General features: G+C 37.8%; 24 protein-coding genes. 13 read left to right on the top strand and 11 right to left on the bottom strand.

Annotated elements, in window-relative coordinates:
• The first annotated feature begins 63 nt into the window (after positions 1-63).
• Together ACM03V_RS20840 and rfbC are read left to right on the top strand one after the other, a co-directional pair.
• The gene (locus tag ACM03V_RS20840) at positions 64-1,002 is read left to right on the top strand and encodes a glycosyltransferase family 2 protein (protein ID WP_414622709.1); all 939 of its coding nucleotides are present in this window, start codon (positions 64-66) and stop codon (positions 1,000-1,002) included.
• A 105-nt stretch (positions 1,003-1,107) separates the two neighbouring features.
• Positions 1,108-1,653, top strand: a complete 546-nt coding sequence (rfbC, locus tag ACM03V_RS20835; protein ID WP_414622708.1) for a dTDP-4-dehydrorhamnose 3,5-epimerase — start codon at positions 1,108-1,110, stop codon at positions 1,651-1,653.
• Positions 1,654-1,872: 219 nt separating this feature from the next.
• Here rfbC and ACM03V_RS20830 read toward each other — a convergent pair whose 3' ends face one another.
• Positions 1,873-3,474, bottom strand: coding sequence for a CAP domain-containing protein (locus tag ACM03V_RS20830; RefSeq protein WP_414622707.1), 1,602 nt, complete (start codon positions 3,472-3,474; stop codon positions 1,873-1,875).
• Between the two features lie 913 nt (positions 3,475-4,387).
• On the opposite strand from ACM03V_RS20830, the gene rfbD reads away from it, so the two are divergent.
• The 4 genes from rfbD (at position 4,388) to ACM03V_RS20810 (ending at position 8,813) form a co-directional block, all read left to right on the top strand.
• Positions 4,388-5,275, top strand: coding sequence for a dTDP-4-dehydrorhamnose reductase (gene rfbD / locus ACM03V_RS20825; protein ID WP_414622706.1), 888 nt, complete (start codon positions 4,388-4,390; stop codon positions 5,273-5,275).
• 103 nt (positions 5,276-5,378) lie between these two features.
• Positions 5,379-6,455 carry a glucose-1-phosphate thymidylyltransferase gene (locus ACM03V_RS20820; protein WP_414622705.1) on the top strand — a complete coding sequence of 359 codons (1,077 nt, stop codon included), beginning with the start codon at positions 5,379-5,381 and terminating at the stop codon, positions 6,453-6,455.
• Positions 6,452-7,324 (top strand): glycosyltransferase, encoded by an 873-nt coding sequence (locus ACM03V_RS20815; RefSeq protein ID WP_414622704.1) that lies wholly within the window; start codon positions 6,452-6,454, stop codon positions 7,322-7,324. Before ACM03V_RS20820 ends, ACM03V_RS20815 begins: the two co-directional genes overlap by 4 nt.
• A gap of 391 nt (positions 7,325-7,715) precedes the next feature.
• Complete coding sequence (locus ACM03V_RS20810) at positions 7,716-8,813, top strand: glycosyltransferase family 4 protein (protein WP_414622703.1); 1,098 nt, start codon at positions 7,716-7,718, stop codon at positions 8,811-8,813.
• A gap of 94 nt (positions 8,814-8,907) precedes the next feature.
• Here the strand turns inward: ACM03V_RS20810 and pyk are convergent, their stop codons facing one another.
• Entirely contained in the window at positions 8,908-10,683 is a 1,776-nt protein-coding gene (gene pyk / locus ACM03V_RS20805; protein WP_414622702.1) for a pyruvate kinase, read from the bottom strand.
• 315 nt (positions 10,684-10,998) lie between these two features.
• Here pyk and crtR point away from each other — a divergent pair, with 315 nt between their 5' ends.
• Positions 10,999-11,889, top strand: a complete 891-nt coding sequence (crtR, locus tag ACM03V_RS20800; RefSeq protein WP_414622701.1) for a beta-carotene hydroxylase — start codon at positions 10,999-11,001, stop codon at positions 11,887-11,889.
• Positions 11,890-12,017: 128 nt separating this feature from the next.
• Here the strand turns inward: crtR and ACM03V_RS20795 are convergent, their stop codons facing one another.
• The 4 genes from ACM03V_RS20795 to ACM03V_RS20780 form a co-directional block, all read right to left on the bottom strand.
• Entirely contained in the window at positions 12,018-12,302 is a 285-nt protein-coding gene (locus ACM03V_RS20795; RefSeq protein WP_414622700.1) for a hypothetical protein, read from the bottom strand.
• Between the two features lie 63 nt (positions 12,303-12,365).
• On the bottom strand, positions 12,366-12,740 hold the full coding sequence (gene aroH, locus ACM03V_RS20790) for a chorismate mutase (protein ID WP_414622699.1): 375 nt from the start codon (positions 12,738-12,740) through the stop codon (positions 12,366-12,368).
• Positions 12,741-12,838: 98 nt separating this feature from the next.
• The gene (locus ACM03V_RS20785; RefSeq protein ID WP_414622698.1) at positions 12,839-14,026 is read right to left on the bottom strand and encodes an RNA-guided endonuclease InsQ/TnpB family protein; all 1,188 of its coding nucleotides are present in this window, start codon (positions 14,024-14,026) and stop codon (positions 12,839-12,841) included.
• Between the two features lie 196 nt (positions 14,027-14,222).
• Entirely contained in the window at positions 14,223-14,426 is a 204-nt protein-coding gene (locus tag ACM03V_RS20780) for a hypothetical protein (RefSeq protein ID WP_414622697.1), read from the bottom strand.
• 68 nt (positions 14,427-14,494) lie between these two features.
• On the opposite strand from ACM03V_RS20780, the gene ACM03V_RS20775 reads away from it, so the two are divergent.
• Positions 14,495-15,691: an RNA-guided endonuclease InsQ/TnpB family protein gene (locus tag ACM03V_RS20775; protein WP_414622696.1), complete on the top strand. Its 1,197-nt coding sequence runs from the start codon at positions 14,495-14,497 to the stop codon at positions 15,689-15,691.
• A gap of 108 nt (positions 15,692-15,799) precedes the next feature.
• Here ACM03V_RS20775 and sppA read toward each other — a convergent pair whose 3' ends face one another.
• Positions 15,800-16,618 (bottom strand): signal peptide peptidase SppA, encoded by an 819-nt coding sequence (sppA, locus tag ACM03V_RS20770; RefSeq protein WP_414622695.1) that lies wholly within the window; start codon positions 16,616-16,618, stop codon positions 15,800-15,802.
• A 318-nt stretch (positions 16,619-16,936) separates the two neighbouring features.
• Positions 16,937-17,233 carry a hypothetical protein gene (locus tag ACM03V_RS20765; protein ID WP_414622694.1) on the bottom strand — a complete coding sequence of 99 codons (297 nt, stop codon included), beginning with the start codon at positions 17,231-17,233 and terminating at the stop codon, positions 16,937-16,939.
• Between the two features lie 404 nt (positions 17,234-17,637).
• Here ACM03V_RS20765 and ACM03V_RS20760 point away from each other — a divergent pair, with 404 nt between their 5' ends.
• The 4 genes from ACM03V_RS20760 (at position 17,638) to plsY (ending at position 21,347) form a co-directional block, all read left to right on the top strand.
• The gene (locus ACM03V_RS20760; RefSeq protein WP_414622693.1) at positions 17,638-18,435 is read left to right on the top strand and encodes an MlaE family lipid ABC transporter permease subunit; all 798 of its coding nucleotides are present in this window, start codon (positions 17,638-17,640) and stop codon (positions 18,433-18,435) included.
• A gap of 159 nt (positions 18,436-18,594) precedes the next feature.
• Positions 18,595-18,987 (top strand): DUF3119 family protein, encoded by a 393-nt coding sequence (locus ACM03V_RS20755; RefSeq protein ID WP_414622692.1) that lies wholly within the window; start codon positions 18,595-18,597, stop codon positions 18,985-18,987.
• Positions 18,988-19,301: 314 nt separating this feature from the next.
• Positions 19,302-20,483, top strand: coding sequence for a DUF3086 domain-containing protein (locus tag ACM03V_RS20750; RefSeq protein WP_414622691.1), 1,182 nt, complete (start codon positions 19,302-19,304; stop codon positions 20,481-20,483).
• A gap of 162 nt (positions 20,484-20,645) precedes the next feature.
• The gene (gene plsY, locus ACM03V_RS20745) at positions 20,646-21,347 is read left to right on the top strand and encodes a glycerol-3-phosphate 1-O-acyltransferase PlsY (RefSeq protein ID WP_414622690.1); all 702 of its coding nucleotides are present in this window, start codon (positions 20,646-20,648) and stop codon (positions 21,345-21,347) included.
• Between the two features lie 96 nt (positions 21,348-21,443).
• Here the strand turns inward: plsY and ACM03V_RS20740 are convergent, their stop codons facing one another.
• Together ACM03V_RS20740 and ACM03V_RS20735 are read right to left on the bottom strand one after the other, a co-directional pair.
• Complete coding sequence (locus ACM03V_RS20740; RefSeq protein WP_414622689.1) at positions 21,444-22,295, bottom strand: FkbM family methyltransferase; 852 nt, start codon at positions 22,293-22,295, stop codon at positions 21,444-21,446.
• A 33-nt stretch (positions 22,296-22,328) separates the two neighbouring features.
• Entirely contained in the window at positions 22,329-23,039 is a 711-nt protein-coding gene (locus ACM03V_RS20735; protein WP_414622688.1) for a methyltransferase domain-containing protein, read from the bottom strand.
• Positions 23,040-23,316: 277 nt separating this feature from the next.
• On the opposite strand from ACM03V_RS20735, the gene ACM03V_RS20730 reads away from it, so the two are divergent.
• Positions 23,317-24,249 carry a hypothetical protein gene (locus ACM03V_RS20730; protein WP_414622687.1) on the top strand — a complete coding sequence of 311 codons (933 nt, stop codon included), beginning with the start codon at positions 23,317-23,319 and terminating at the stop codon, positions 24,247-24,249.
• A gap of 145 nt (positions 24,250-24,394) precedes the next feature.
• Here ACM03V_RS20730 and ACM03V_RS20725 read toward each other — a convergent pair whose 3' ends face one another.
• On the bottom strand, positions 24,395-25,348 hold the full coding sequence (locus ACM03V_RS20725; protein WP_414622686.1) for an NAD-dependent epimerase/dehydratase family protein: 954 nt from the start codon (positions 25,346-25,348) through the stop codon (positions 24,395-24,397).
• Positions 25,349-25,615: the final 267 nt, after the last annotated feature.

The following is a 25,615-nucleotide window of genomic DNA, read 5'->3' as shown; positions in this document are numbered from 1 at the left end:
CCTATTCCCTATTCCCTATTCCCTGTTGCCTATTGCCTCTTTCCGAAATTTTTTCTTAACTATATGGTATTAAATTTGAATTTTAAAGTAGCAGCTTACATTACAGCTTATCAAGATATAGAAGCACTTAAAAATACTATTACTGCAATTCAAAAACAATCTTATACGATATTAGAAATATTTATTATAGACAATTCTGAAAAGCAAATTATTTTTGAAAATAAAGATAAAAATATTCTAGTTGAATTTCACCCCGAAAATATAGGAGTTGATGGGGGATTAAATATAGCTATAAAATGTGCTATTGAAAAAAAATATGATTTCCTGTGGCTTTTCGATCAGGATAGTCAACCAGCAGCCGATAGTTTAAAAGTTTTATTAGCTAAATATCAAGAATTATCTACAAAATATAATATTGGTATAATTTCACCTCAAATACTTGATATTAATACCCTGCAAGAGTTCCCAGGATACGTTTTTCAAGATTATAAATTTGTACCCAAAACTGGATATGCTCAAGCAAAAGATTACTATACTTGTGATGGTGTGATTACTTCAGGTTCCCTTGTAAACTTAAGCGCGGCTAAATGTGTTGAACTTCCTGAAGGTAATTTATTTCTTGATGCAGTAGATTACGCCTACTGTATGAATTTTAAATCCCAAGGTTACGAAATAATCGTAGTCAAAAACATAATTATGCAACATCGTCTTGGTAATTATTCTCAAGTCAAAGATAGATTCTCCAAGATAGACAATGAAATTTTGACTTTTATTTGTTCTCCATCTCGTTATTACTATGCTTGCCGAAATCATACTTATTTTGAAACTCGTCACTCAAATAAGCGAATGTTACATTTTTGTATTGTCTATAGATTAAAATGTCTAATAGATATGATAGTTAGGATTATACGTTACGAACCCGATTTGGTTTTACTCAAAGTATGGGCTTGCACTTTTGGAACTTTTGACGGCTTTAGAGGTAGACTTGGTAAAACGTGGTAAATTGGTGATTTCTATTAATTGAAAATCATTTGTTAAATTATTTGTTGAAATTTTGTTACCAAATGATAGTACGATAAAGATTCAGGAATAGTTTATGACAAGTCCATGAAAATCATTTCTGCTGAAATTCCTGATATTTTAATTCTTGAACCACAAATCTTTCACGATAATCGCGGCTTTTTCTTTGAAGCTTTTAATTTAAAAAAATTTACCGATAAAACGAGTATTAAAGTTAACTTCGTTCAAGATAACCATTCTTATTCAAAACAAAATGTACTGCGAGGTTTACATTACCAAATCGAGCAACCGCAAGGAAAATTAGTACGCGCTGTTGCTGGTAGTATATTTGACGTAGCAGTAGATATTAGAAAAAGCTCTCCTACTTTCGGTAAATGGGTGGGCTATGAAATTAGCTCCGAAAATAAGCGTCAAATATGGATACCATCAGGCTTTGCTCATGGCTTTATAGTGCTTTCCGAAGTTGCAGAAGTTCTTTACAAAACTACAGATTATTATGCACCTCATGGAGAACGTACTATTCTTTGGAACGATACCGATTTAGCTATTGATTGGCAAATAAGTAATAGCCCAATTGTTTCTGAGAAAGATGCAGCTGGTAAATCTTTTAACATGGCTGAAGTTTTTCCTTGATGTTAAAAATATTAGGGCTTACGCAAGTTCCCCCTTTTCAAGCAGGGTTGGGGGGTTCTCAATATCTAGAACACTATATTTTCTGTTGTCGCTGCGTAAGTCTTGAATATATATTGGTTAGTCTTTATACAAGTGAGGCGTGATGCAATGCCCCGAAGGGCACGTTCCGTTAACACGCCTCTACATTGTATTGACAAGGTTTCTAATTTGAGGTTTAAACTACACGCCAAGATCCTGCGTCCAATAAGTGTTGTAGTTTATCTCTCCCGTATCGTTAGCTAGGTAATGATACCCAACTCCCATCTCTGTATAGTTGGCATTGAGAATATTTTCGCTATGTGCGGGACTATTCATCCATCCTCTAACAACTTCTTCGGCCTCAATGTAACCTGCGGCGATGTTTTCGCCTACATAATACGATTCATAACCTGCCGATTTCGTGCGATCGCTCACTTTAGTACCGTTGGAACCTGTATGGCTAAAGAAGTCATTCAAAGCCATGTCTTCACTATGTACTTGAGCAGATTCGGATAAGTCGATATTTAAAGTAAGAGGTTGCAAACCATGTTGACTGCGATAAGAATTTGTCAGTGTAACAACTTCTTTAATCAGAGGATTTACGGTTGGAGATGCAGGTATAGGCTGAGGTGTGGGAGAAGTTGGAGAAGCTGGAGAAGCTGGAACGGGTGAAGATTCATTCAAAACTATGGTGTCGGATTCAGTATCTATCGGAATCACAGACAGGCTCAAATTATAGTTAGTATCAGATGCTTCTATTACTTGAAAAACCCTAACATAGTAGTCTCCAGTTTCTAGATTATTAATATTGAGAGATTCGTTGATGTTACTGTTGTTGGCTGCACGAGAAACGATTTCACCACTGCCGTTCAATAATTCCACATCTACATCTGCACTTAATCCGTTAATTTTTATTTCGAGATTGCTGATGGGATTATTCAAACTCAAACTATAGAAATCATCTGTGTCAGAGTTGCCAATAGACTCTCTAAAAATTATTTCCCCAGAGTTTAAAGCTACTCCATGAGCGCTTTCTAAGCTGTTACCTGCATAGTCGCTTTCAATAAATCCACTGGCATTAAGTCCATCTTTCAAACCCGTAGTGACGAAGTGTTCGTAAGCATCGGTATAAGTAACCACTGAATCATTTAATTGAGGATTGTTATCCAAATAGTACTTAACATCAAATCCCGGCGCTGATGCTCTCCCTTCATTTAAGCCATTAAGCACAAAATGCTCTAAAAGCTGCTCGTTATCTAGCGTGGTAGCCGCTAAATCGGTATGAGCATTTTTATAGAATTGTGCATCAAAAGCTGGTGACAAAGAATCGCCGCTATTCAAACCTTCAATTACCAAATTATCAAATGCCTTTTTATAGCTCTTACCAAAAGCTTGAGCAACATCAGGATTATCAGCTAAATAATAGTCAAGGCTGACAAATGGTGAAAAGGAATCTCCTGCCGCTATACCCCGATTTTTTAAATCCTCAAATAGCTCTTCGTTATTTAAATTAGCTAAGTCACTATTACTTTCTTGGTAGAAATTCAAGTCAACAATTGAGGAGAATTTCCGCCCTTGGCTGACACCATAATTTACTAAATGCTCGTAAGCTTGTCTATTATTTAAGTCAGCTAGATCGCTATTGCTAGCACGATAAAAATCTAAATCAACTAATGATGAGAATTCTAGTCCATTTTCTAAACCGTAGTTTTTAAAATGCGACCATGCTTGGTCATCGCTTAAGCCATTCAAATCTGAATTAGCCGAGCGATAGAAGTTAGCATCGAATAAATTAATAGGCATAGGTTTATTAGGGAACAACACAAAAAAACATTGCAAACGTTTGCTTTCGTCAGGGTTCCTATACCACGTGGCTAAAAATCATAAAACCAGAAGTTTTATAATTTTAAGAAAAAATTAAACTTTCATTCAAGTATGAATTATAGCAAGATTAGCACACTAAATTTTGTCGTCTACTATAAGTAGTATTTCTAGGGAGGTAGGTTATTTTTTTGAAAAACAACCTATTTATAAGCGTTTCATAGAATCTTTAAAAGAATGGATGTAAACAAATACTAAACTTTTAACCATAAAGCATAAGTATTCTTTAACACTAATTATTTTTTAACCGTAAGATTTTAAATCATGATATAGGAGTTACTACTGCTTTTATATCCTTTTATATATTCGCTGCCAAAAATAATTATTTAAGGCTAAAAACTTTACCCAAAGATTTATCTATCAACTAGATTATGCTATAAGCAAATTTTATTTTAATCATCAAATATTCAAGATTACAGCATCTGCTGTACTCTATATTAATTTGTGATCTAACAAAATCTTAATATCGTATATATACTGAAAAATAAATTCAAAACAAGCATTTCTTATAAGTCTTTAAATTCAGATTAAATCGATTATTTTAACTGATATACAACATTTTGGTTATAAAACTATGGCTCAAAAATAATTGATTTATGTTTTTATTTTAAATAAAAATAAGTAATAATTTTCTGTTTTGATTTATGCAATCAGTGATAACACTGACCGAATTATTCTTTTTTAAGGATTAAAAATACTAATGTAAACTATTATTTGTCTGCTTAATTCTCGTTGCGTAACTATTGATCGGCGATCGCCTTTCCCTATATGATTTTTTACGTGGATAGAATTTATAGACTAGTTTATAGATTGAAAATGTAGGGAGTGTTTCATCATGAGTAAATCAATTTTGCTAATTGGCTGCAATGGTCAAGTAGGTACTCAATTAAGAAAAACTCTTCAACCCTACAGTCATCTAATACCTGTAGCACGCCCGGTAGTAGAACTTGCTCAACCCGAAACCCTCCGGGACAAAATTTTGCAACACCAACCAGAAATAATCATTAATGCTGCCGCCTATACTTCCGTAGATAAAGCTGAAAGCGAACCGGAATTAGCAAACACAGTTAATGCTATAGCCTCGAAAGTTCTAGCTGAGGAAGCTGAAAAACTAGGAGCTTTATTGATTCATATTTCTACTGATTATGTTTTTGATGGTAAAAGCAGTTGTCCTTATCAGGAAAATGATTCAACTAACCCTTTAAGCGTTTACGGTAAGACTAAGTTAGCAGGAGAACAAGCAATTCGGTTAAATTGTCGCAACCACTTAATTTTACGTACAGCTTGGGTTTATGGTACGGCGGGTAAAAGCAACTTTGTTAAAACAATGTTGCGACTAGGGGCACAAAAGTCAGAACTCAAAATAGTCGCCGATCAAATTGGTAGTCCCACCAGGGCAAAAGACATAGCGCAAACTATAGGCTTACTAATTTCCAAAAATCCTTGGGAAAATGGCACTTACCATTACACCAACAGCGGTGTAGCCAGTTGGTATGACTTTGCTGTCGCTATTTTTGAGGAAGCAAGATTATTAAACTTTCCTTTGAAGATTGAGCGCGTCATTCCTATTTCGACTTCCGAATACCCAACTGCTGCGACTCGCCCTAGCTATTCAGTTCTCAATTGTGCCAAAATATCGGGGCTTACTCCATCCTATCCACCTCACTGGCGACAAAGCTTAAGAGAAATGCTTCAAGAGTTTCGACAATCAAGTAATTCGTAAATTATGAAAGGTGAATTACAAAAGCTAAAAAATTTATTCGCTGCAAGTTTTATACTAACTTAATTGCCAATGCCCCACTCTCAATGCCCTATTCTCGAAATATATGAAAGCATTAATCCTCTCTGGCGGTAAAGGTACACGACTACGCCCCCTTACTTACACCGGAGCCAAACAACTTGTACCTGTTGCGAACAAACCTATTTTATGGTATGGCATCGAAGAAATGGTAGCAGCCGGTATTACTGATATCGGTATCATCATCTCACCAGAGACTGGAGAAGAAGTTAAAACTAAAACCGGAAATGGGGATAAATTCGGAGCCAGTATCACCTACATTTTACAAGAGCAACCAGCAGGACTTGCCCATGCTGTGAAGGTTGCTCAAGCTTTCTTAGAAGATTCGCCTTTTGTAATGTACTTAGGTGATAATCTTATTCAACAAGGAGACTTAAGTTATTTTCTCCAACGATTCCAACAGCAACACCACGACGCACTAATCCTATTGCGTGCCGTTAATAATCCTAGCGCTTTCGGAGTTGCTAAAGTTGATGAAAGTGGCAAAGTTTTAGAACTAATTGAAAAACCAAAGGTTCCTCCTTCCAATTTGGCTTTGGTAGGGGTTTACTTCTTTTCTGAAATTATTCACCAAGCCATTGCTTGTATTCAACCTTCTGCAAGGGGTGAATTAGAAATAACTGACGCTATTCAATATTTAATTAGTCAGAAAAAGCAGGTGTTAGCCTGTAAACTTGAAGGTTGGTGGCTAGATACAGGAAAAAAAGACGATTTATTAGAAGCTAATCGTTTAATTCTTGATACCTGCCTACAAACATCGATTCAGGGAGTTGTGGATGGCCAAAGTCAAGTAATTGGCAGAGTGGAAATCGGTCGTGGTTCAAAAGTTATTAACTGTACGATTCGCGGCCCGGTAATTATTGGTAATAATTGTTATTTAGAAAATTGTTTTATTGGTCCTTATACCAGCATTGCTGACGAATCAACTTTAGTAGATACCGAGTTAGAACACAGTGTTGTCCTCCAAGGTGCTAAGATATCCGGAATTCATCAAAGAATTATTGATAGTTTAATAGGACAAAGGGCGCAGGTAACACTCGCACCCCGTCGTCCTAAAGCCTTGCGATTTATGATTGGTGACGACTGTCAAATAGAACTATCGTGATTTATTTTTTAACCGTTAACTACTATTCGTCCGAACTGATTGCCAAACTAATCGGTTCCCTACCTGTGGATCGAAGTATTGAGTGTACAACTCTTATTATCAATAACTCGCCTGATGATGATTCGATTAGAGAACTTAACAACGAATCCGTTCAAGTTCTCGATGCTGGATACAATATGGGTTTCGGCCGCGCTTGTAACTATGGTATGAAGTGGATTTATAGCCAAGATTCCCAAGCAGTCGTTTGGATTATTAACCCAGATGCCTATTTATCTGATAATTCGTTAGAAAAAATTAATTTATTTTTTCAGTCATATCCAGAAATTTCCATTCTTGGCACAATTATTCATACCCCGAAAGATGAAATTTGGTTTGCTGGAGGGCGCTTTATTTCTAAAACTGGAAAAATCAAGACTGAAGATTTATTAACAAATACAGATGCTCCCTATATTATTTGCGATTGGGTTTCCGGCTGTAGCCTAATAGTAAATCTACGTAATTTTTATGATTGTCCGCAATTTGACGATGCTTACTTTCTCTATTACGAAGATTTTGATTTTTGTAGGCGTTATGCGAATCAAGGGTATTTAATTGCAGTAACTAAAGACTTTGGCGTACTACATCAACCTTCATCGATTACCAACAGATATCTTTCTCGGAAAATCAGTCATAGTACCTACAGTTATCTATTAACTTTAGAAAGATATACTAATGATTTTATTTTTACGATTAGATTACTTCGCTTATTCGTCTATGCCTTTATTTTAATTTTTATTAGACCTAAAGTAGCATTTGGGAAATTTTACGGTTTATTAATGTACAGTCGGCAATCTACTCAAAGAACTAAGATGAAGCCATTGTATCAATAATTTACCAGTTATGATATGATGTTTAGAATTTAACATTATTTAAGTAATATCAAAGTAAATTATCTTTCGTATTCATATCTTGCACTATTATCCACATCGCCTTGGAATAAATTCCCAGGCTTATATACAAAGTCGTCTTAAGACGACTGGGCATAGTATAGAATGCATTTTAATTTACATCTTGCATTATTATTAACAACCTCTTGGAATAAATTTCAAGGCGGGAATTTGGACTTGACAACAATGGGGCAAGATGTGAATTAAGTAAATAGGCACAAATAAATATAGCTAGATAACATTTAGGTAATAATTACTTATCAAAGAGAAGCCGTTTGCACCTGTAGAAATCCTCACTGCTACTTTCTACTCCCCATTCCCTAATCCCTTATAAATGAACCAATTATTAATTAATTTATCAGTTGTTTTTTCTAAGCCTACAGGTATAAGTAACTATGCGACTAATCTATTTCCTTATCTAAAACAACTTCAACCGACATTATTAACAAGTGGCAGCTACCCGAACTTTAATTGCTGCCCAATTCCCGATAATCTCACACCCGAGAGAGGTACTAAAGGGCATTTTAATAGGCTTGTATGGACGCAATTCAAATTACCGCAAGTCTATCGCAAGCTCAAAGCGAAGCTTCTATTTTCTCCTCAACCGGAAGCACCTCTGTACTCCAACTGTCGTTACATCGTCACCGTACATGACGTAATACCTCTACGCTTTCCCGAACGATTATCGCCTTTAACTTACTATCACCGTTACTATATTCCTCAAGTACTTTCACAAGCGGAACACATCATTTGTAATTCTCAAGCTACCGCTAAAGATATTTGTGAATTTTATGATATTAAAGCTAGTAAGATTACGCCGATTCCTTTAGCTTACGATGCAAATAATTTCCGCTTACTCAACGATCTAAAAAATAATCATAAAAGTCGTCCCTACTTTCTTTACATAGGTAGACACGATTTACACAAAAATTTATCCAGAGTTATAACCGCTTTCGCGCAGTTAAAACAGCAAATTAGCAATTATGAAGATTATCAACTATGGTTTGCAGGTTCTTCTGACAAACGTCATACTCCTAAATTACACTCTCAAATTGAGGAATTAGGAATTCAACATCAAGTTAAATTCCTAGATTACGTAAATTATCAAGAATTGCCAAAAATCATAAATCAAGCCATTGCTTTAGTTTTTCCTAGTCTCTGGGAAGGTTTTGGTTTTCCAGTGCTTGAAGCAATGGCTTGCGGTACTCCCGTAATTACCTCCAATCTCTCATCTTTAGCCGAAGTTGCTGGTGATGCGGCAATTCTTGTTAATCCTTACGATCAAAGTAAAATTACCCAAGCCATGCAAATAATTGCTACAGACGAATTAATGCGATCGCAACTTTCTTCTAATGGTCTTCAGCAAGCCAGTGAGTACAGTTGGGAGAAAACAGGAGAAGCTACTACCGAAGTATTAAAAAAATATCTTTAGTTGTTAGTTGTTAGTTGTTAGTTGTTAGTTGTTAGTTGTTAGTTGTAAAATTCCTAACTCTTAACTCCTAACTCCTAACTCCTAACTCCGTGAGCTATGTTGAAGAAGTTCCTACCGCACCGGAGTAAACTGTACCCCGCTGTATATCCATAGTCAGAATAGCTCCATCTCTAATCATTTGAGTTGCATTTTTAACTCCAACAATTACAGGTACCCCAAGACGCAATCCGATTACGGCAGCATGAGAAGTAAGACTTTCTTCCTCGGTGATAATGCCGCTAGATTTGCGAATTGCTTCGACAAAATCCGCATTTGTACTTGGGGCAACTAAAATCTCTCCTGGATTAAAATTATTTAGGTCTATACCGCTATGAGCTACCCGTGCGCGACCACTGACAGAACCTTGTCCCAATCCTATACCTTGTCCGAGTACAGCAGTTACCACTTCAACTTTAATTAAATCGGTAGAACCGGAAATTCCTTGAAGAGTACCCGCACTCATGACAACTAAATCGCCTTCGTTTAATAAATTTTTCTCTTGAGCGACGTTGATAGCTGCTTGAAAGGTTTGACCAGTCGAAGGTAGCTCTAAAACTAATAATGGTTTGACTCCCCATACCAATTGCAGCTGTCTGGCTACGTTTACATGGGGTGTTATTGCCAAAATTGGAGTGCGAGGACGGAATTTAGACACGTTACGGGCAGTAGCACCAGTTTGAGTAAGTGTCATAATTGCAGCGGCCTCAAGCTGTTGGGAAATTTGACCTACTGCTTGAGAAATAGCATTAGGAATCGAACGTCTTGGGTCTGGTAATTGATTAGTATTTTTACTTGGGAAATCTTCTTTTTCAATCCGTTCGGCAATTCGGGCCATTGTAGCTACTGCTTCTACCGGGTATTTACCTACGGCCGTTTCGTTAGAAAGCATTACCGCATCCGTACCATCCAAGATTGCATTGGCTACATCCGATACTTCCGCCCTTGTTGGACGAGGATTGCTAACCATACTATCTAGCATTTGGGTAGCGGTAATAATCGGAATACCCAAACGGTTTGCAGTGGCGATTAAACGCTTTTGCAGCACGGGGACATCTTCTGCTGGAAGTTCTACACCTAAATCGCCTCTTGCTACCATTACACCGTCACACAAAGCCAGAACAGCTTCCATTTGTTCAATAGCTTCGTGTTTTTCAATTTTTGCTATTACTGGTACTTGTTTTCCCGCGCTAGAAATTAATTCTTTAATTTCCATGACATCTTGTGGATTGCGGACGAAGGAAAGTGCGACCCAATCTACACCTTGATCTAAACCAAAGACTAAATCCTCGCGGTCTTTATCGGTTAATGCCTTGATAGACAAATAAACGCCGGGGAAATTAACACCCTTGTTGTTAGAAAGCTTACCTTCGACGGTAACGCTACAATGCAAATCGCCCTTTTCTTTGTCTACCTCCACAACCTGCATTTCCACTTTTCCATCATCAAGAAGAATATTCGCGCCAACAGGAACTTCCTCTGCCAAATGTTCGTAGGTAATGCAGCTAATATCTTGAGTACCAACAACTGGACGGTTAGTCAAAGTGAAGCGATCGCCCTTGGCTACCACTATCGATCCATTTTCAAATTTACCCAAACGAATTTTGGGACCCTGCAAATCTTGCAGAATCGCCACTGGTTTATTTAATTCAAATGCTGTTTGCCTAATCAACCGAATACTACGCTGATGGTCGGCATGACTTCCATGTGAAAAATTGAGGCGCAGCGTTGTTGCACCTGCTTCAATGAGAGCCTTAAGGACTTCAGGGCTGCTGGTAGCAGGTCCAATCGTGGCAACAATTTTTGTCCGGCGTACTGAATCTCTTAGTTCCATAGGGGGCTGCTGTATAGCGCTTCTAGCTAGGGAATAATCGTAGATGAAACTGAAACTTTTGTCTGTGGCTAGAAACGCAATAAATCAGAAAATAAATTCCTAAGCTATAAAATTCTCTCATAATACCTACACCGTTTCGCCTTTTTATGATTAATTGCTAGCAACTAGTAACTGATAACTGGTCACTGATAACTGTTAACTGTTGACTGTTGCGCGATCAATGCAAAAATATAAATAAATGTTGATTCACAAAACTTTATTATCCCTCAGTCTGTGTCGTATACTCGCAAATATTTGGTAAACAAGGAGTTAACAATGCTGATGTCGGAGGCAAAATCGCCACTGACACTCCCCCCCAAGGAACTTTTGTCCCCACCCGGTGGTTTCAATCCCACTCTGTGGCTGTTTTTAGCAGCTATTGGGATTGTAATTCTATCTGTACTAGGTTATTGGGTTTGGCAATGGCCGCAATGGATATGCTTCTGCATGAACGTTATTGCCTTGCATATGTCAGGAACGGTAATTCATGATGCTTGCCACCAGTCTGCTCATCGCAATCGGACAATTAACGCTTTGATGGGACATGGTAGTGCCTTGATGCTTGTTTTCGCATTTCCAGTATTTACGCGAGTGCATTTACAGCATCATGGAAACGTTAATGATCCAGAAAATGACCCAGACCATTATGTTTCGACAGGTGGTCCGCTATGGTTAATTGCAGTTCGCTTTTTCTACCATGAGATATTTTTCTTTAAACGCCGTTTATGGCGCAAGAATGAACTTCTCGAATGGTTTATAAGTCGCCTTATAGTCATAGCTATTGTTATTGTTTCAGTGCAATTTAACTTTTTGGGCTACATTCTCAATTTTTGGTTTGTACCGTCAGGTATCGTTGGTTTGGCACTAGGTTTGTTTTTCGATTATTTGCCGCATCGTCCCTTTGTGGAACGCAGCCGGTGGAAAAATGCTCGGGTTTACGCAAGCCCGATTCTCAACGTCTTAATTTTGGGTCAAAATTATCATCTAATTCATCATCTATGGCCTTCAGTAGCTTGGTATAATTATCAACCTACATACCGTTTAATGAAACCGCTTTTAGATGAAAAAGAATGCCATCAATCATTAGGTTTGCTTAGGAAAAAAGACTTTCTAGAATTTATGTATGACCTAGTTTTAGGAATTCGTTTTCACTCGAAACGAGAATAGAAAGGGGAGATGGGGAGATGGGGAGACAAGGGGACAAGGGGACAAGGAGAAATAAACTCCTAACTCCTAACTCCTAACTCCTAACTCCTAACTCCTAACTTCTAACTTCTAACTCTTAACTTCCAACTTCAAATGTCGCTAGATATACTTTGAGCCTGTATAATTTCGGTATGAGCATTAAATTGCAATCTGTTTAAAGATTCTGTGAAAAACACAAAACCTTTATAGGCAGTTGCATATTTATAGATTTTGGTGAAAAATCCCTCCGCTGTTTCAACCACCAGCGGTTCTTCACTTTTAGAAACAATTGTCATAAAATCTTCTGACTTTATCCGAACTCCGGTTCCTCTGTCAGTGAAGACTCTTCCACCAATAGCTGCTGGTTGAGTCGCGTCACAACCGTCAAACTTCATAGTATTTTAAGTATTTTTACATAGAACTGGGTACATTCTACACCTTCGTTCTATTGTTGACTGTCATGCTTGTAACGGCTGGGGTAAATTCCAGTCAGGACGAAGTTTAGATGCATTGCGTAAATAAATATGGCTGATGGTGGTAGAAGATTTGATGTATGTATGAATTAAAATGCGAATGCACTTTTCTAAGCTGCCCCGAACATACATTTGTTGTACATCTATCATCGGAACATTATTCCAATCAGCACGATAGCGAGCTACAGCTGCGGGGAAAATAGCATCTAAATCGGATGTTACCGAAAAAGTAACGCTAATCATATCGGTTGGATGCAAGTTATTACGTTTTTCAATTTCGTCTAACATTTCCATTACAGCTTCCTGTATCGCTTCAACCGTATTTTCTGAAACAGTTGTAGCTCCACGAATTGCCTGCATTCGCCATTCCACGTCAAAATCCTCCTAGTTAAAACATCAGTCATTATTGACAGTCGCCATGCATAGAATGCAGGGGATTCTTGGTTCACTGACAAAACTTAACTGAGCAGGATTTCTCCAACCCAGCCAGCGGTTCTGTCTCCCCAAGCTTTAATAGATTCGGTGTGCCCCACCGTACTTAGTCCTCTTTGCAAGATATTAATCGCTGCATTAATATCTCTATCTTCTGTATACCCGCAATGCTTACAAATATGGGTTCTAGTAGATAGAGATTTTTGCACTTTTTCACCGCAATTAGAACAATTTTGGCTTGTGTTATGAGGAGCAACAGCAATTGTTAACTTTCCATATTTGTAGCCAAAATAATCCAACCAGCGACGAAATAATGACCATCCTGCATCGTATATCGACTTAGCTAGATGTGAATTTTTTACCATACCTTTAACATTTAAATCTTCATAAGCCACCAAATCGTTAGATTGGATTAAGCGGAGTGCCACTCTTTTGACAAACTCTTCTCGCTGCCTACTTACTTTTAAATGTTTTCGAGCATATCGAATTCTAGCTTTGTGATAATTTTGGGACTGTGGTTTACCTTTACTATATTTTTTAGATTTATTTCGATTTAAAAAGTTTAACTTTTTTTCTCCCTCCCGATGAAATTGTGGGTTGTGTTCAATGTTTCCTTGACTATCAGCCAAAAAATATTTAATTCCAACATCAATTCCCACAGCTTTTTGGCTGGGTGTTAAAGGCTTTACGGTATCTCTGGGGTCTAACTGTACCGAAAATTGCACATAATAACCATCAGCACGACGTAAAATTCTGACTCGTTTAACTTGATTTAATTGATAAAAGTTTAAGTCCCTAGAACCTATAAGTTTAAAAGTACCTATTTCTTTTTTATCGGTGAAAGTGATGTACTTTCTATCCTCTGATAGTTTCCAACCTGAAACTTTGTACTCAAGCGAACGAGTATTTCTTTTAAACCTGGGATACTCCTTTTTGCCTTCAATTTGATTATTGCAGTTAGCATAAAAGCGATTAACAGCTTTTAATACTCTTTCAACAGCAGTTTGACAGGCATGAGAGTTTAAATCTTCTACAAACTTAAATTCTTTCCTCAACAATGTGTTGTATCGAAACATTTCGGTTTTACCGACACCACGATTATCCATCCAGTAACGAAGCACCTTATTGCGGACAAATTGATATGTCCTTATTGCCTCTTCTATGGCTGATATTTGTTCTAGTTTCGGTTTAACCTTAAATTCGTAAACAAACACGTTTGATACTGATATGAATGGTATCAAACACATAATATCATAAAAACACGGGGATTTTAATCCCTACAGGCTTATCCCCACAGACAGATCCGGGGGGTAAGCCCTATGATTTTCGGTCATTAGTCATTATTCATCAACTTTGAGTAAAGGACAACTGAGTGTTGACCGAAAATCCTAGGACGCAAGCCCCTACTTTCTAAGTATGGGGTAAGTCCGTAGGACAATTTATTGTCCGTCCAAATTCTTCTATTAATTCGCTAGCACTAATACCGCGTCTTTTAGCTTCACATTTTATATTCTCCCATGCGGTAGGAGTTAGTACTACAGTTCTTTTTGATTTTACTTCGTCATGCAAAATCGGTATATTTTTTAATCTTTTTTGTCCTTTTTTGGTTGTCATTACTAGCTATGCCGTGTATACTAAATATAATCTAACAAACACAAGGAGGTGATGTAGGAGTGCTTGTAATGGAATATAAAGCAGTAACCAATAAAACGACAGATACAGCGATAACCGAAGCGATACGGACATCACAGTTTGTCCGCAATAAAGTGTTGCGTTATTGGATGGATAATCGGGGCGTTGGTAAAAAAGAGCTTTATCGTTACAACACGAGAGTTAGAGACGAATTCAAGTTTGTAAAAGACTTGAATAGCCATGCTTGTCAAGCTTCTGTGGAAAATGTAGAACGTGCTATCAATCGGTTTTTTGTTAGCGCAGCGTGTCGCGGTAGCGACATTAATTATAAGAAGGCTAAACCTGGTAAAAAAGGGTATCCTCGTTTTAAAAAACATAGTCGTTCGGTTGAATATAAGCAATCTGGATGGAAGTTACACCCAACCAAGAGGCGCATCACTTTTACCGATAAAAAAGGTATTGGTGAGTTAAAACTTTTAGGTAAGTGGGATATCAACACTATTGATGAAAAGCTGATAAAAAGGGTGCGGATTGTTAAACGTGCCGATGGTTTTTACGTTCAGTTTTGTGTCAAGATTGATAGTACTCAACCGTTGCCTGATACAAAAAATGTAGTCGGCATCGACGTTGGCTTAGAGCATTTTTATTCAGATAGTAACGGTAATCATCAAGAGAATCCAAGGTTTTTACGCAAAGCAGAAAAAGATATAAAACGTTCTCAGCGTAAAATTTATAAAAAGAAAAAAGGGTCGGCTGGTAGAAGAAAAGCGCGTGGTGTTTATGCCCGTAAGCATTTGAGAGTAACAAGACAAAGGAATGAACACGCCCTTAGACTTGCGCGTAACTTGTGCCTAGCTAACGCTATGGTCGTCTTGGAAGACTTAAATGTAAGCGGCTTGGTAAAAAACCACAAACTAGCGTCTAGTATTAGTGATGCATCTTGGTATCTTTTCCGCCAGTGGCTCGAATATTTTGGCGGCAAGTTTGGTCGTGAAGTAGTCGCAGTTCCACCACACTACACATCTCAAGAATGCAGTAATTGCGGAGTTAAGACTCAAAAAAGTCTTAGTACTCGGACACATTCTTGTTCTCATTGCGGACACACCGAACAGCGTGATATTAATGCTGCCAAAGTAATCCTTAGCAGGGCTAAGGCTACCGGAGGGCATCCGGGAAGTAACGCTAGTGGAGTTGGAACCTCTACCTCAGTTGGTTGTAAGACCTGCCGAGGCAAGTGCCGACAGTGAAACTAGAATCCCCTTGTCTTTAGACATGGGGAGTGTCAATAATAACTAATAACAAATGACCATGTTTTACTTTTCTTTCGATCAACTGCTTAGTCTATGACAAAAAAGTCAAGGGCGATAAAGCCACAAAGGTAAACCAGAGGTAGACAACTCAAATTCCAACCAATCAATTTTAGATGTCAGTCCATTTTTAACTTTGTTTCCTGGCAAAATCTTGCTGTACCAAGGCTTTGGTTCTTCTAAGGTATAAACTTCAGTTTTTTCTGGATCGAGATTTACCAATTCTGCTGCCCAACGACGAGCATCTTCCTCAGTTCCTAATCTATCTACAACCCCTAATTCCACAGCTTGCTCTCCAGTAAAAATTCTACCGTCAGCAAAGGTTCTTACTGTTTCTGGTGTTAAATTACGTCCCTCTGCTACCGTTTGCACAAACTGCTGATAACTTGTATCGATCAATTCTTGCAAAATAGTTTCTTCACTATCAGTTAGTTCTCTATCGAAAGATAAAATATCTTTGTAAGGACCTGATTTTATTACCTTAAAGGAAACACCAATTTTATCTAATAAGCGTTGTAAATTGTTTCCGCGCAAGATCACACCGATACTACCCGTAATCGTTCCGGGATTAGCCATAATGTGTTCTGCCCCCATACCGATGTATACACCGCCGGAAGCCGAAATATTGCCGAAACTGGCAACAATCTTCATTTTTTCACGCAAACGCTTGAGGGCACTGTAGATTTCTTGCGAGTCTCCTACCGTACCACCAGGGCTATCAATCCGTAATAGTAAAGCAGGAAATTTTTTCTCCTCTACAGTTTTGAGTGCTTCCAAAACCCGTTTGCGAGTACTACCTGCGATCGCGCCAGTAATTTCTATCTTGGCAATTTGCTTGCGAAACTTTGACTTAAAAGGCCAAACCATGAGCAGTAAACAGAACCTTGCGATATTTGAGATTTGATTTAAAACATTAACTTTAATTCATAAATGCGTAAAGCATCTGCTGTTAAAAATTTAAGCAGATGCAAAACCACAGGCTAATTTTTATAGATTTTTCTTTGTTTTTAATGTATTGTAATTTTTTTTAAAAGTTTTCTGCTAAACAATTCTGCCTAATGATAAAACCTTTGCTGTTAATTTTATAATCATCTGCAATCAAAAAATATTATAGTCTTCCGTTTCAATACTACAATTTAAAAGTGTAAAATAAAACATTGTCTTGCACGGAATAAAACTTACTGATTAAGAATCTAACCGTAATATTTGACACCTGTAGTACACGTAAGTATCAAAAAGCGCTCCTACAAAGCTACAAGTTAAACAAATTACAAATAACCCTTGTAAAGGCGTACCGCTACCAAAAGTAGCTAAGAAATGAGAGATTTGAGTTGCGATTATTTGACCCAGCATTTGTAAACCGGGGAGCAAACTTAAAAGGGACAAAACCAATAATGCTACCCCAATAAATATCATTGGAGCCACAAAACTAAAAATAATCGTCAGAAGCAAAGAGCGAAGAAAGCTTGTAAACATGGTCATAGGGATTATTCCATGATGATGATTAACAACAGTCGATATCTGTCACCTTCTACAATAAGCGCAATTATCCTATATCAAACCGCATTTAAAGAATCTTAAGTTTTAATTAAAATATGTTCATATAGTTTTTAGTCTATGTTTTCTATTACATATGGCATTAAATTCATCAAATTTACCATATATCAAGGCTTAAGCTCACACGACAATTTTTTTGATATCGATGCATACAGTTAATAACAACCTTGATTTATGAGAATAATGTTTTACTTAAGTTAATGTAATGGCTATTTTAGAAGTTAGGAGTTAGGAATGAACAACTGCTAAGTGCTACCTAATGACAGTTTTTCACCTTTTGTTGATATCTTTCGCTATTATGACGGCAATTGCAAAATTAATTAAAAATTGTGAGCCAAGCAACATCTAAATCCAGTTTGGGAGCATGGAGCCTGCGATTGCTGGCGGCCGTGTTCTTGATTGGACAAGTGATAATTCATTTATTTAAAGGTAAAATTCATCGCCGCAATACTTTAGAACAAATGGCTGCTGTGGGGCCTGACTCACTATTTATCGCTTTAGTTACAGCTGTATTTGTTGGTGCGGTATTTACAATTCAGGTTGCACGAGAGTTTATTAATTTTGGCGCGGGAAACGCTGTAGGAGGAGTATTAGCGGTAGCGCTGACACGAGAACTTTCTCCCGTACTTACAGCAGTCGTTCTAGCGGGACGAGTTGGTTCGGCATTCGCTGCTGAGATTGGCACTATGCGAGTCACAGAGCAAATCGATGCTTTGTTGATGTTAAAAACTGACCCCGTAGACTATCTAGTTATTCCTCGCGTGCTTGCTTGCTGCATAATGTTGCCGATTTTGACTTTACTATCTTTGGTAACAGGTATGACAGGAGGATTATTAATTGCCAAAAATTTGTACAATCTATCAGATACCCAGTTTCTAGACTCAGCTCGTAATTTTCTAGGAGTTTGGGATATTTTGAGCGCCATGATCAAAGCTGTTTGTTTCGGACTTTTAGTAGCCGTAATTGGCTGTAACTGGGGTTTAACCACAACAGGAGGAGCAAAAGGTGTAGGTCAATCGACTACCACAGCAGTTGTTACGGCCTTATTAATTATATTTATTGCCAACTTCTTTCTTTCTTGGGTAATGTTTCAAGGTACTGGAGGTGCTTTGTTACAAGGTATTTAATTTAAGAGTTAAGAGTTAGGAGTTGGGAGTTAGAAGTTAGAAGTTAGAAGTAATGAATGTATCACTGGTTGTTGTTAACTGTTAACTGTTCGCTGTTTACGGCTAACTTCTAGAATAAGAACAGTGTTTTTTGACAAAAGATTTCAGATATTTTAGATAATGACTACTTCACTTACATCAAATTCAACATCTACTGTAGAACTCAAGCCTAGCTACAACATACCTGTAGTTTTGATTGTTGGGTCGATTATTTTGCTGCTAATAGGACAACCCGTAGCTGGAGGAGTAATTGGGCTACTTGGTTTATTTCTCATGTACCAAGCAGTAACCTTACGTTTACAATTTACTGCTACCGATTTGGATCTTGTTAAGGGCGATCGCCTACTCCGTCGTTTCCCTTACAGCGAATGGCAGAATTGGCGTATCTTCTGGAATGTAGTTCCAATTTTGTTTTACTTCAAAGAAATCAAAAGCATTCACTTTTTACCAATTTTGTTTGAACCTAAAACACTTCAGGCTTGTTTGGAAGAACGTTGCCCAAGGATTGATTAACAATGAGCAGTTATCAGTGAACAGTTATCAGTTATCAGTGAGGAGTTAGGAATTAGGAGTTAGGAGTTAGTAGTTAGTAGTTAGGAGTTCAAAGTTAGGAATTATTTTCTCTCCTTGTCCCCTTGTCTCCCCATCTCCCCATCCCCCCATCTCCCCATCCCCCCATCTCCCCCTCTCCCCAATACGCAGTAATTACTAGTTCCAGAGGGCTGGTAAAATGTAGAACTAACCCTTTATACTTAGTTCTTATATTGAAACTTGTAAACATGGCGCTGATTAAATCGCCTTATTTTTTTTAGGGACTTGGATTTATTATGAGCCAAGACGACAATTATAATAACGAAGAACAATTACAGCTAGGTTCTACAGAAGAAAATTCATTAACTTCAGTCACTTTTAATATGGCGAATTCCAGCGAAAATAATACCCCAGAAGATTCGCAAACAAACTCGGAATCAATTGATAATTCTCCGGAATACAACCTCGCGGCTCAAAGAGTAGCGCAATTACAACGTACTGAAGAATCGTTAAAACAAGAAATATCCGATTTACAAGCGTCTTACAAAACTCTTCAGTCTGAAGTCGGTAATACTCAAAAAGCGCTTTCTAAAATGACCCAAGAAGCGCTTTCGGAATTAGAACAACGCAAACAAACTTTATCAATTTCTATTGAACAACTCGAACGCCGTCAAGAGCGCATTCGTAATGAAATGCGAACTACTTTTGCGGGTGCTTCTCAAGAATTAGCAATTCGAGTCCAAGGTTTTAAAGATTATCTAACTGGTAGCTTAGTGGATTTAGCTGCTGCTGCCGAACAGTTAGAACTAGTGCCACCGACAAAACTCGAACCTCAAAAGCTGGCTGTTCGAGAAGCTGAGCCAGATGATGATTTTGATGACGAATATGAAGACGAGTATGAAGGGCGGGATACTTCGGACTTTAGCCGGGGACAGTTTCAAGATACGACGAAAAAAATTCGTCAGCTAGTAGATCAATATCGTACCAAACCAGATTACTACGGCCCACCGTGGCAATTACGCCGTACCTTTGAACCAGTTCATGCCGAACGAGTTTCTACTTGGTTTTTCAAACAGGGAGGAAGAGGTGCTTTAAGAACAATGGGTAGTAGGTTACAAAATACACTTACTGCCTCAGCAATTATATCTGTATTGCATTCTTTATATGGCAATAAAGTTCGTACTTTAGTTTTAGCGAATTCCCCGGAACGCTTGGGAGAATGGCGACGTGGCTTACAAGATTGTTTGGGAATCGGTCGTCCGGATTTTGGCCCCGATAGAGGCTTGGCACTATTTGAAACATCTTCCGCTGTCGCTCAGAAAGCAGAACGTCTGGTAAAAGCTGGCTTACAACCGTTGATTATTATTGACGATTCGGAAGAACAAATTAATGTAGGCTTGTTGCAATTTCCATTATGGTTAGCTTTTGCTCCCGATCCTAAGATGATGAAAGACTATTATGAGGATGAATATTTATAAAAGTGGTTAGTTGTTAGTAGTTAGTAGCTAATTATTTACCATTTTTGTTGTGAGAACGGGCCTTCTCTGCCCATCCCACAAAAATATATATTGTATTAAGCAAAATTCTAAGCTAACAACTAACAACTAACAACTAACAAGCAACAACTAACTTCTAACAACATGAGTATTTGGTTAAGTTTGTGTGGAGCAATTTTAGTTGCAGCTTACCTTTTGGGTTCTACTCCCACTGGTTACACTTTAGTAAAGCTGTTAAAGGGAATTGATATTACAGAAATTGGTTCGGGTTCGACTGGTGCAACTAATGTCTTAAGAACTTTGGGTAAAGGTCCTGGCGCATTTGTTTTATTGGTTGACTGCTTGAAAGGTGTCTTGTCAATATTTCTGGTTTACTGGTTGTTTACCTTGTCATCCAACAATAATTTAATTCCAGCTACGGTTAATCCCGAACTTTGGCAGCCAATTATGGTAACTTTAGCTGGTTTAGCTGCGGTACTCGGACATAGTAAATCAATATTTTTAGGATTTCGTGGCGGTAAATCCGTTGCTACGAGTTTGGGAATTTTATTAGCCATGAATTGGCAAGTTGGTTTAGCAACATTTAGCGTATTTGCCGTGGTTGTAGCGATATCGCGAATTGTATCTTTGAGTTCGATTTGTGGCGCGATCGCAGTTTCTATTTTGATGGTTTTATTCCATCAACCGCTACCTTATATATTATTTGGTGTGGCTGGTGGTGTGTATGTAATTATCCGTCATCGTGGCAATATTGAACGGTTACTTGCTGGTACCGAACCTAAATTAGGGCAGAAAGCAACGGTGGAAACGGAAGCAGAACAAACTGTTAATTCGTCGGCTGGTTGAATTATTATTTTGTGCTTTAGCAACAAAATAGGGAGAAGCAAGATATTTTTGAAAACCTTTCTCTCTCCCTACAAAATAATTTTCTTTAATAAACTTTTATTTGCGGATATACAGAAAACTTTGCCCCGAGCGATCGACTTCCTCAAAACCTTGAGTTCTTAAATTTCGACGCAGTGCATTAGCATTGGAAAGTCCCAACATATCAGGATGCACTTCAACTAAAAGTTTGCTAACAGTAGATAGATTTGCAAAACTTAATAGTTCGCCTTCACTACCTTGAACATCCATAATTAAAACTGTTGGTTGGATACGCGCAATCTCATCATTAAGAGGCTTGACAGGAACTTCATAAGGAACTGTTTTATCATCAGCAGGTTTGAATGCTGAAGAGCGTGAAAAATGCTCGGAAACATGAAACGTGCGCGAACCCGCTTCTTGCTCAAGCATACACATATTGATTTCAGGCTTTACGTCATTTAGTGCGTAGTTTTCCTTAATTAAAGATTCAAGTATAGGATTGGCTTCGTAAGAATAAACTCTCTCACCGCCGATTTTTAAAGCGCAGGCAGTTGCCAACATTCCAATTCCACCACCAAGCTCCATGACAATATCGTCTGCTTCAAGCCGATGGATTAACAAACGGCGTTCTTCGCGGGTATGTCTTCCGTCAATTAACTTTTTGACTTGAAATGGAGTCATTCTCGGATCGATCTTCATCCGGATACCGTTTACACTTACCACCGTGCCATATGCTTCCGAAGAAACTGTTTGTTCTGCTGATGGACGCTGTTGGCGATAACTACTTTGTATCTTATTGTAAATTCCAGGTGTCGCTTTTTCCCAACTAGTAAGAAAATTCCACCAAACACGTTTTGCTTGTAGCTTCATGTGTCGTGCCGTTAAGGCATTATCCCACCAGTAGGAACGTAATGTATTATAAATGCTCATGTTTGTGAATATTTAGAGTTCAAATGTTAAGCCTTACTTAATTGCCAAGAAGCCTTCAAAACAAAGATGTTTAAACACAGTCATGATATCAACAAAGCCCGAACGACTCATCAAATCAATGTTTCCTTGAGTCGAAAAGGGTTCGAGTACGCCTTTTAAACTCCGGCTTTTGTTAACTATTTCTTGCTCGGTGAATCCCTGCTGCAATTTAAAGTCAACATATAGCGGTGACATCATATCTTGAAAGCGAGCGTCAGGAGCTCTCACTTTTTCAAATAAAAGAAAACCGCCTCCCCAACTCAAACTATTGTAGATTTTATCGAATAACAACTGCCTAACTGCGGGTCTAATAAATTGGATAGTATAGTAAGCGATAATTAAATCTGCTGAATCGAATTCCATTTCAAGAATATCGGCTTCGCGTATTTCAACCTTGGGAAAATTTGAGGTTTTTTGCTTCGCAGCTTCAACCATCGCCGACTCTATTTCTATACCGATAATATGAACATCGCGATCGCAATTTGCTTCAGCTAACTTGCGCGTTAGTTCCCCCGTAGAGCAGCCTAATTCGTAAACTGTCGAACTTTGTCGAAGAAAAAAGTCCGACAGCGCCACAACAATTTCGTGACCTTGTTGATACTGCGGTACGGAACGACCTACGTGTTGGTCAAAAGTTTGCGGCACGCTACCGCCAAATGACCACCGTGCATTTGTTACTGATATAGTATCGCCGACATCAGGCATTACTTCAAATAAAAATATACAACTTTTAGTATTAAATATTACATATTATTTTTTTGTCATCCTACTATAGGAAGATTAAAATTAACTAACAGGCTGATTAGATATTAATAAAATATAGGCTTATTAAATAGATTCAAGGTAAATTAATTCAAAGATTTTAGACAAAAATATCTAACTTTTGTTAATACATCAATGTTCTTAAATAGTATTTTTGTTTTGCTATAACAGATTGGGAAAGTTCAAACCAATCATTGGCATAAGCTCAAAAACAATAAAAATGAAATATCCAATTGCTCAAATTACTTTATTAGCTACCTTATTTTTATCTCAGGGTTGCTCGTCTACTACGAAAACCGAAGAAAAACAAAAACCTGAGAATCAACGTCAGGTGCAATCCTTACCAGAAAAAACTGACCAAAGTAAGCAGCCAGAATCAACCCCAACTTCCAGCAAGCAAAACATTGAAGAAAAAGCCGAAAAATTACAAGCTAGTTCTCAACCTCAAAATGATTCTTCAAATACCCAAGGTAAATTAGACATTCCCAAGAAAATTACACCTAATCAACCCGTTGCCGTAAAGGTTCAAATTCCAGCAACTGTTGCAAAAGCTAATAATAATGATACGAAACCCCATCAGATGCAGATGGTTGTGGTGAGTAATGACTTAAGATTTTTTGATTTAGTTCAAGCTAGCTATAAAAATAATCAAAATATTGAAGTCAAGCCTAAATTCCCGGCTCCCGGTGAATATACAGTTTTTAGCGATTACAATCCATCTGGAGAAAAAGAGCAAGTATCTGTAGAAAAAGTTTCTATTCCCGGTGAAGTACCATTTCCTACAGAATTAGAGAGTTATAGCAAGACGAAGACATTTACCGATACAAAAATAGATTTGAATTTATCTGAACCTAATATCAAAGCCGGTAAAAAAGTTACTTTGAAGTTTGATTTGAAGCAAGCTAGCAACAACAAACCAATTAAAGATTTAAAATCGTATTTAGGTCAAAAAGCAAATCTAGTAGTTATTAAAAGTTCCTCTTCCTTGGGAAAAACTGATTATATTGATACTGAAACCATTAAAAAATCACCAAACAACCAGGTGCATTTTACAACCAAATTTCCCCAACCCGGAACCTATAAGCTTTGGCTGCAATTCAATCGCGATGGTAAAGTTAAAACCGCCGATTTCTGGGTAACGGTTAACAGTTAACAGTGAGCAGTGAGCAGTTACCAATTGTAATTTTGGATTTTGGATTTTGGATTCGGAGTTAAGAGTTAGCAATTAGAAATAAATTAGTTTTTTCTCCCCATCCCCTTGTCCCCTTGTCTCCTTGTCTCCCCATCCCCCATCTTCCTTACTTCTTCTCCACGCCACTTGTTTTCAAAACATCGCTCATAGAATCGCAGTGGTTTGGTAAGTTAAAGGTGCTGGGATTTGTTATTTCTTCGTAGCTAAAATGGCGATATTGCATACAGAATCTATCCCATGCAGCCATCTGAATGTTGAAATTTTTGATTATTACATCTGCTAAAGATGAAGATAGAGGGATGCGGAAGTAAATCTTTTTATCCAAATAAGCGCAAATTTCTTCTATTGCTTGATTTGCTGTGATCTTATCCTGCCCTAATACGTATTTTCTCGGTTGCTCTTCTTTGGGAGGGTTATCGATCAGATGTTTAACTACGGTAGCAATATCTTTTGCGTGGATAAAGTGAAAACTACCGTCTGCTTTCAAAAAGCGAATTAAATTAATGTATTTCGTTACTTCGGGAATGCCGGATGTTATTTGAGATAGTGGTTTATTTTGATCGCCACCCACAACTAATGTAGGAAAAACTTTAGTAATTTTGGGTGCGATCGCCAGTTTTGAAAATCTCCGCAGGCAATCGAATTTGGAACGAATATAGTCTGTACCTAATTCCCCTGCTTCTTTAAGAGGCTGATTTTTGCTATCTAAAACGCTTGCGGTAGAGAAATAAATTACCTGTTCGCATTTTTCAGCATCCAACAGGTTGAGTAATTCGATTGTTTTAACTACATTAATATCAAAAGTTTCCGTACCACCCCAAGCGGTTGCTGTTAACACTGCTATATCTATAGTTTTGAGCAATTCAGCTAAATCCGCGATTTTTTGCATATCACCCTGCAAAACATGGATACCGGGACGTACTAAGGTATCAATCTGCAATTTGTCTGGATTTCTTACTAACAAATACAGTTCGTGTTCAGTTTCTTCTATCAGTAACTCACTGATGTAATGCCCTATACAGCCACTTGCACCAGTGACTAAAATCCGTTTCTGGTTCATAGAATTGTTTTAAATTTTTATTGTTAGATGTTAGTAATTCTTTTGAACTTTTATACTCACAACTAACAACTACAACCAGATACCAAAATTGTCGGGATGAAAAAAGATGTGGGGGATGGGGAGATGGGGAGAGGGGGAAACAAGGGGATGGGGAGGAGACAAAGGGAGAAGGGGAAAACAACAAGTTAGGAGTTAAGAGTTAGAATTCTTTAATTCTACCCCCTCTTCCCACTCTTCCCCCTCTAACCAATGCCCGATGCCCAATGC

This window comes from Calothrix sp. CCY 0018 (assembly GCF_963920925.1).
Taxonomy (GTDB): Bacteria; Cyanobacteriota; Cyanobacteriia; order Cyanobacteriales; family Nostocaceae; genus Rivularia.
This window is presented reverse-complemented; position numbering and strand designations above follow the sequence as displayed.

What these genes read in the sequence shown, in the direction of transcription:
- sppA (WP_414622695.1), bottom strand. Translation starts at nt 16,618, where the DNA reads ATGGTTTGGCCTTTTAAGTCAAAGTTTCGCAAGCAAATTGCCAAGATA.
- ACM03V_RS20820 (WP_414622705.1), top strand. Translation starts at nt 5,379, where the DNA reads ATGAAAGCATTAATCCTCTCTGGCGGTAAAGGTACACGACTACGCCCC.
- ACM03V_RS20725 (WP_414622686.1), bottom strand. Translation starts at nt 25,348, where the DNA reads ATGAACCAGAAACGGATTTTAGTCACTGGTGCAAGTGGCTGTATAGGG.
- ACM03V_RS20810 (WP_414622703.1), top strand. Translation starts at nt 7,716, where the DNA reads ATGAACCAATTATTAATTAATTTATCAGTTGTTTTTTCTAAGCCTACA.
- ACM03V_RS20775 (WP_414622696.1), top strand. Translation starts at nt 14,495, where the DNA reads ATGGAATATAAAGCAGTAACCAATAAAACGACAGATACAGCGATAACC.
- pyk (WP_414622702.1), bottom strand. Translation starts at nt 10,683, where the DNA reads ATGGAACTAAGAGATTCAGTACGCCGGACAAAAATTGTTGCCACGATT.
- ACM03V_RS20765 (WP_414622694.1), bottom strand. Translation starts at nt 17,233, where the DNA reads ATGACCATGTTTACAAGCTTTCTTCGCTCTTTGCTTCTGACGATTATT.
- ACM03V_RS20730 (WP_414622687.1), top strand. Translation starts at nt 23,317, where the DNA reads ATGAAATATCCAATTGCTCAAATTACTTTATTAGCTACCTTATTTTTA.
- ACM03V_RS20735 (WP_414622688.1), bottom strand. Translation starts at nt 23,039, where the DNA reads ATGCCTGATGTCGGCGATACTATATCAGTAACAAATGCACGGTGGTCA.
- ACM03V_RS20780 (WP_414622697.1), bottom strand. Translation starts at nt 14,426, where the DNA reads ATGACAACCAAAAAAGGACAAAAAAGATTAAAAAATATACCGATTTTG.
- rfbD (WP_414622706.1), top strand. Translation starts at nt 4,388, where the DNA reads ATGAGTAAATCAATTTTGCTAATTGGCTGCAATGGTCAAGTAGGTACT.
- ACM03V_RS20755 (WP_414622692.1), top strand. Translation starts at nt 18,595, where the DNA reads ATGACTACTTCACTTACATCAAATTCAACATCTACTGTAGAACTCAAG.
- crtR (WP_414622701.1), top strand. Translation starts at nt 10,999, where the DNA reads ATGCTGATGTCGGAGGCAAAATCGCCACTGACACTCCCCCCCAAGGAA.
- ACM03V_RS20795 (WP_414622700.1), bottom strand. Translation starts at nt 12,302, where the DNA reads ATGAAGTTTGACGGTTGTGACGCGACTCAACCAGCAGCTATTGGTGGA.
- ACM03V_RS20740 (WP_414622689.1), bottom strand. Translation starts at nt 22,295, where the DNA reads ATGAGCATTTATAATACATTACGTTCCTACTGGTGGGATAATGCCTTA.
- ACM03V_RS20750 (WP_414622691.1), top strand. Translation starts at nt 19,302, where the DNA reads ATGAGCCAAGACGACAATTATAATAACGAAGAACAATTACAGCTAGGT.
- ACM03V_RS20840 (WP_414622709.1), top strand. Translation starts at nt 64, where the DNA reads ATGGTATTAAATTTGAATTTTAAAGTAGCAGCTTACATTACAGCTTAT.
- ACM03V_RS20830 (WP_414622707.1), bottom strand. Translation starts at nt 3,474, where the DNA reads ATGCCTATTAATTTATTCGATGCTAACTTCTATCGCTCGGCTAATTCA.
- aroH (WP_414622699.1), bottom strand. Translation starts at nt 12,740, where the DNA reads ATGCAGGCAATTCGTGGAGCTACAACTGTTTCAGAAAATACGGTTGAA.
- rfbC (WP_414622708.1), top strand. Translation starts at nt 1,108, where the DNA reads ATGAAAATCATTTCTGCTGAAATTCCTGATATTTTAATTCTTGAACCA.
- plsY (WP_414622690.1), top strand. Translation starts at nt 20,646, where the DNA reads ATGAGTATTTGGTTAAGTTTGTGTGGAGCAATTTTAGTTGCAGCTTAC.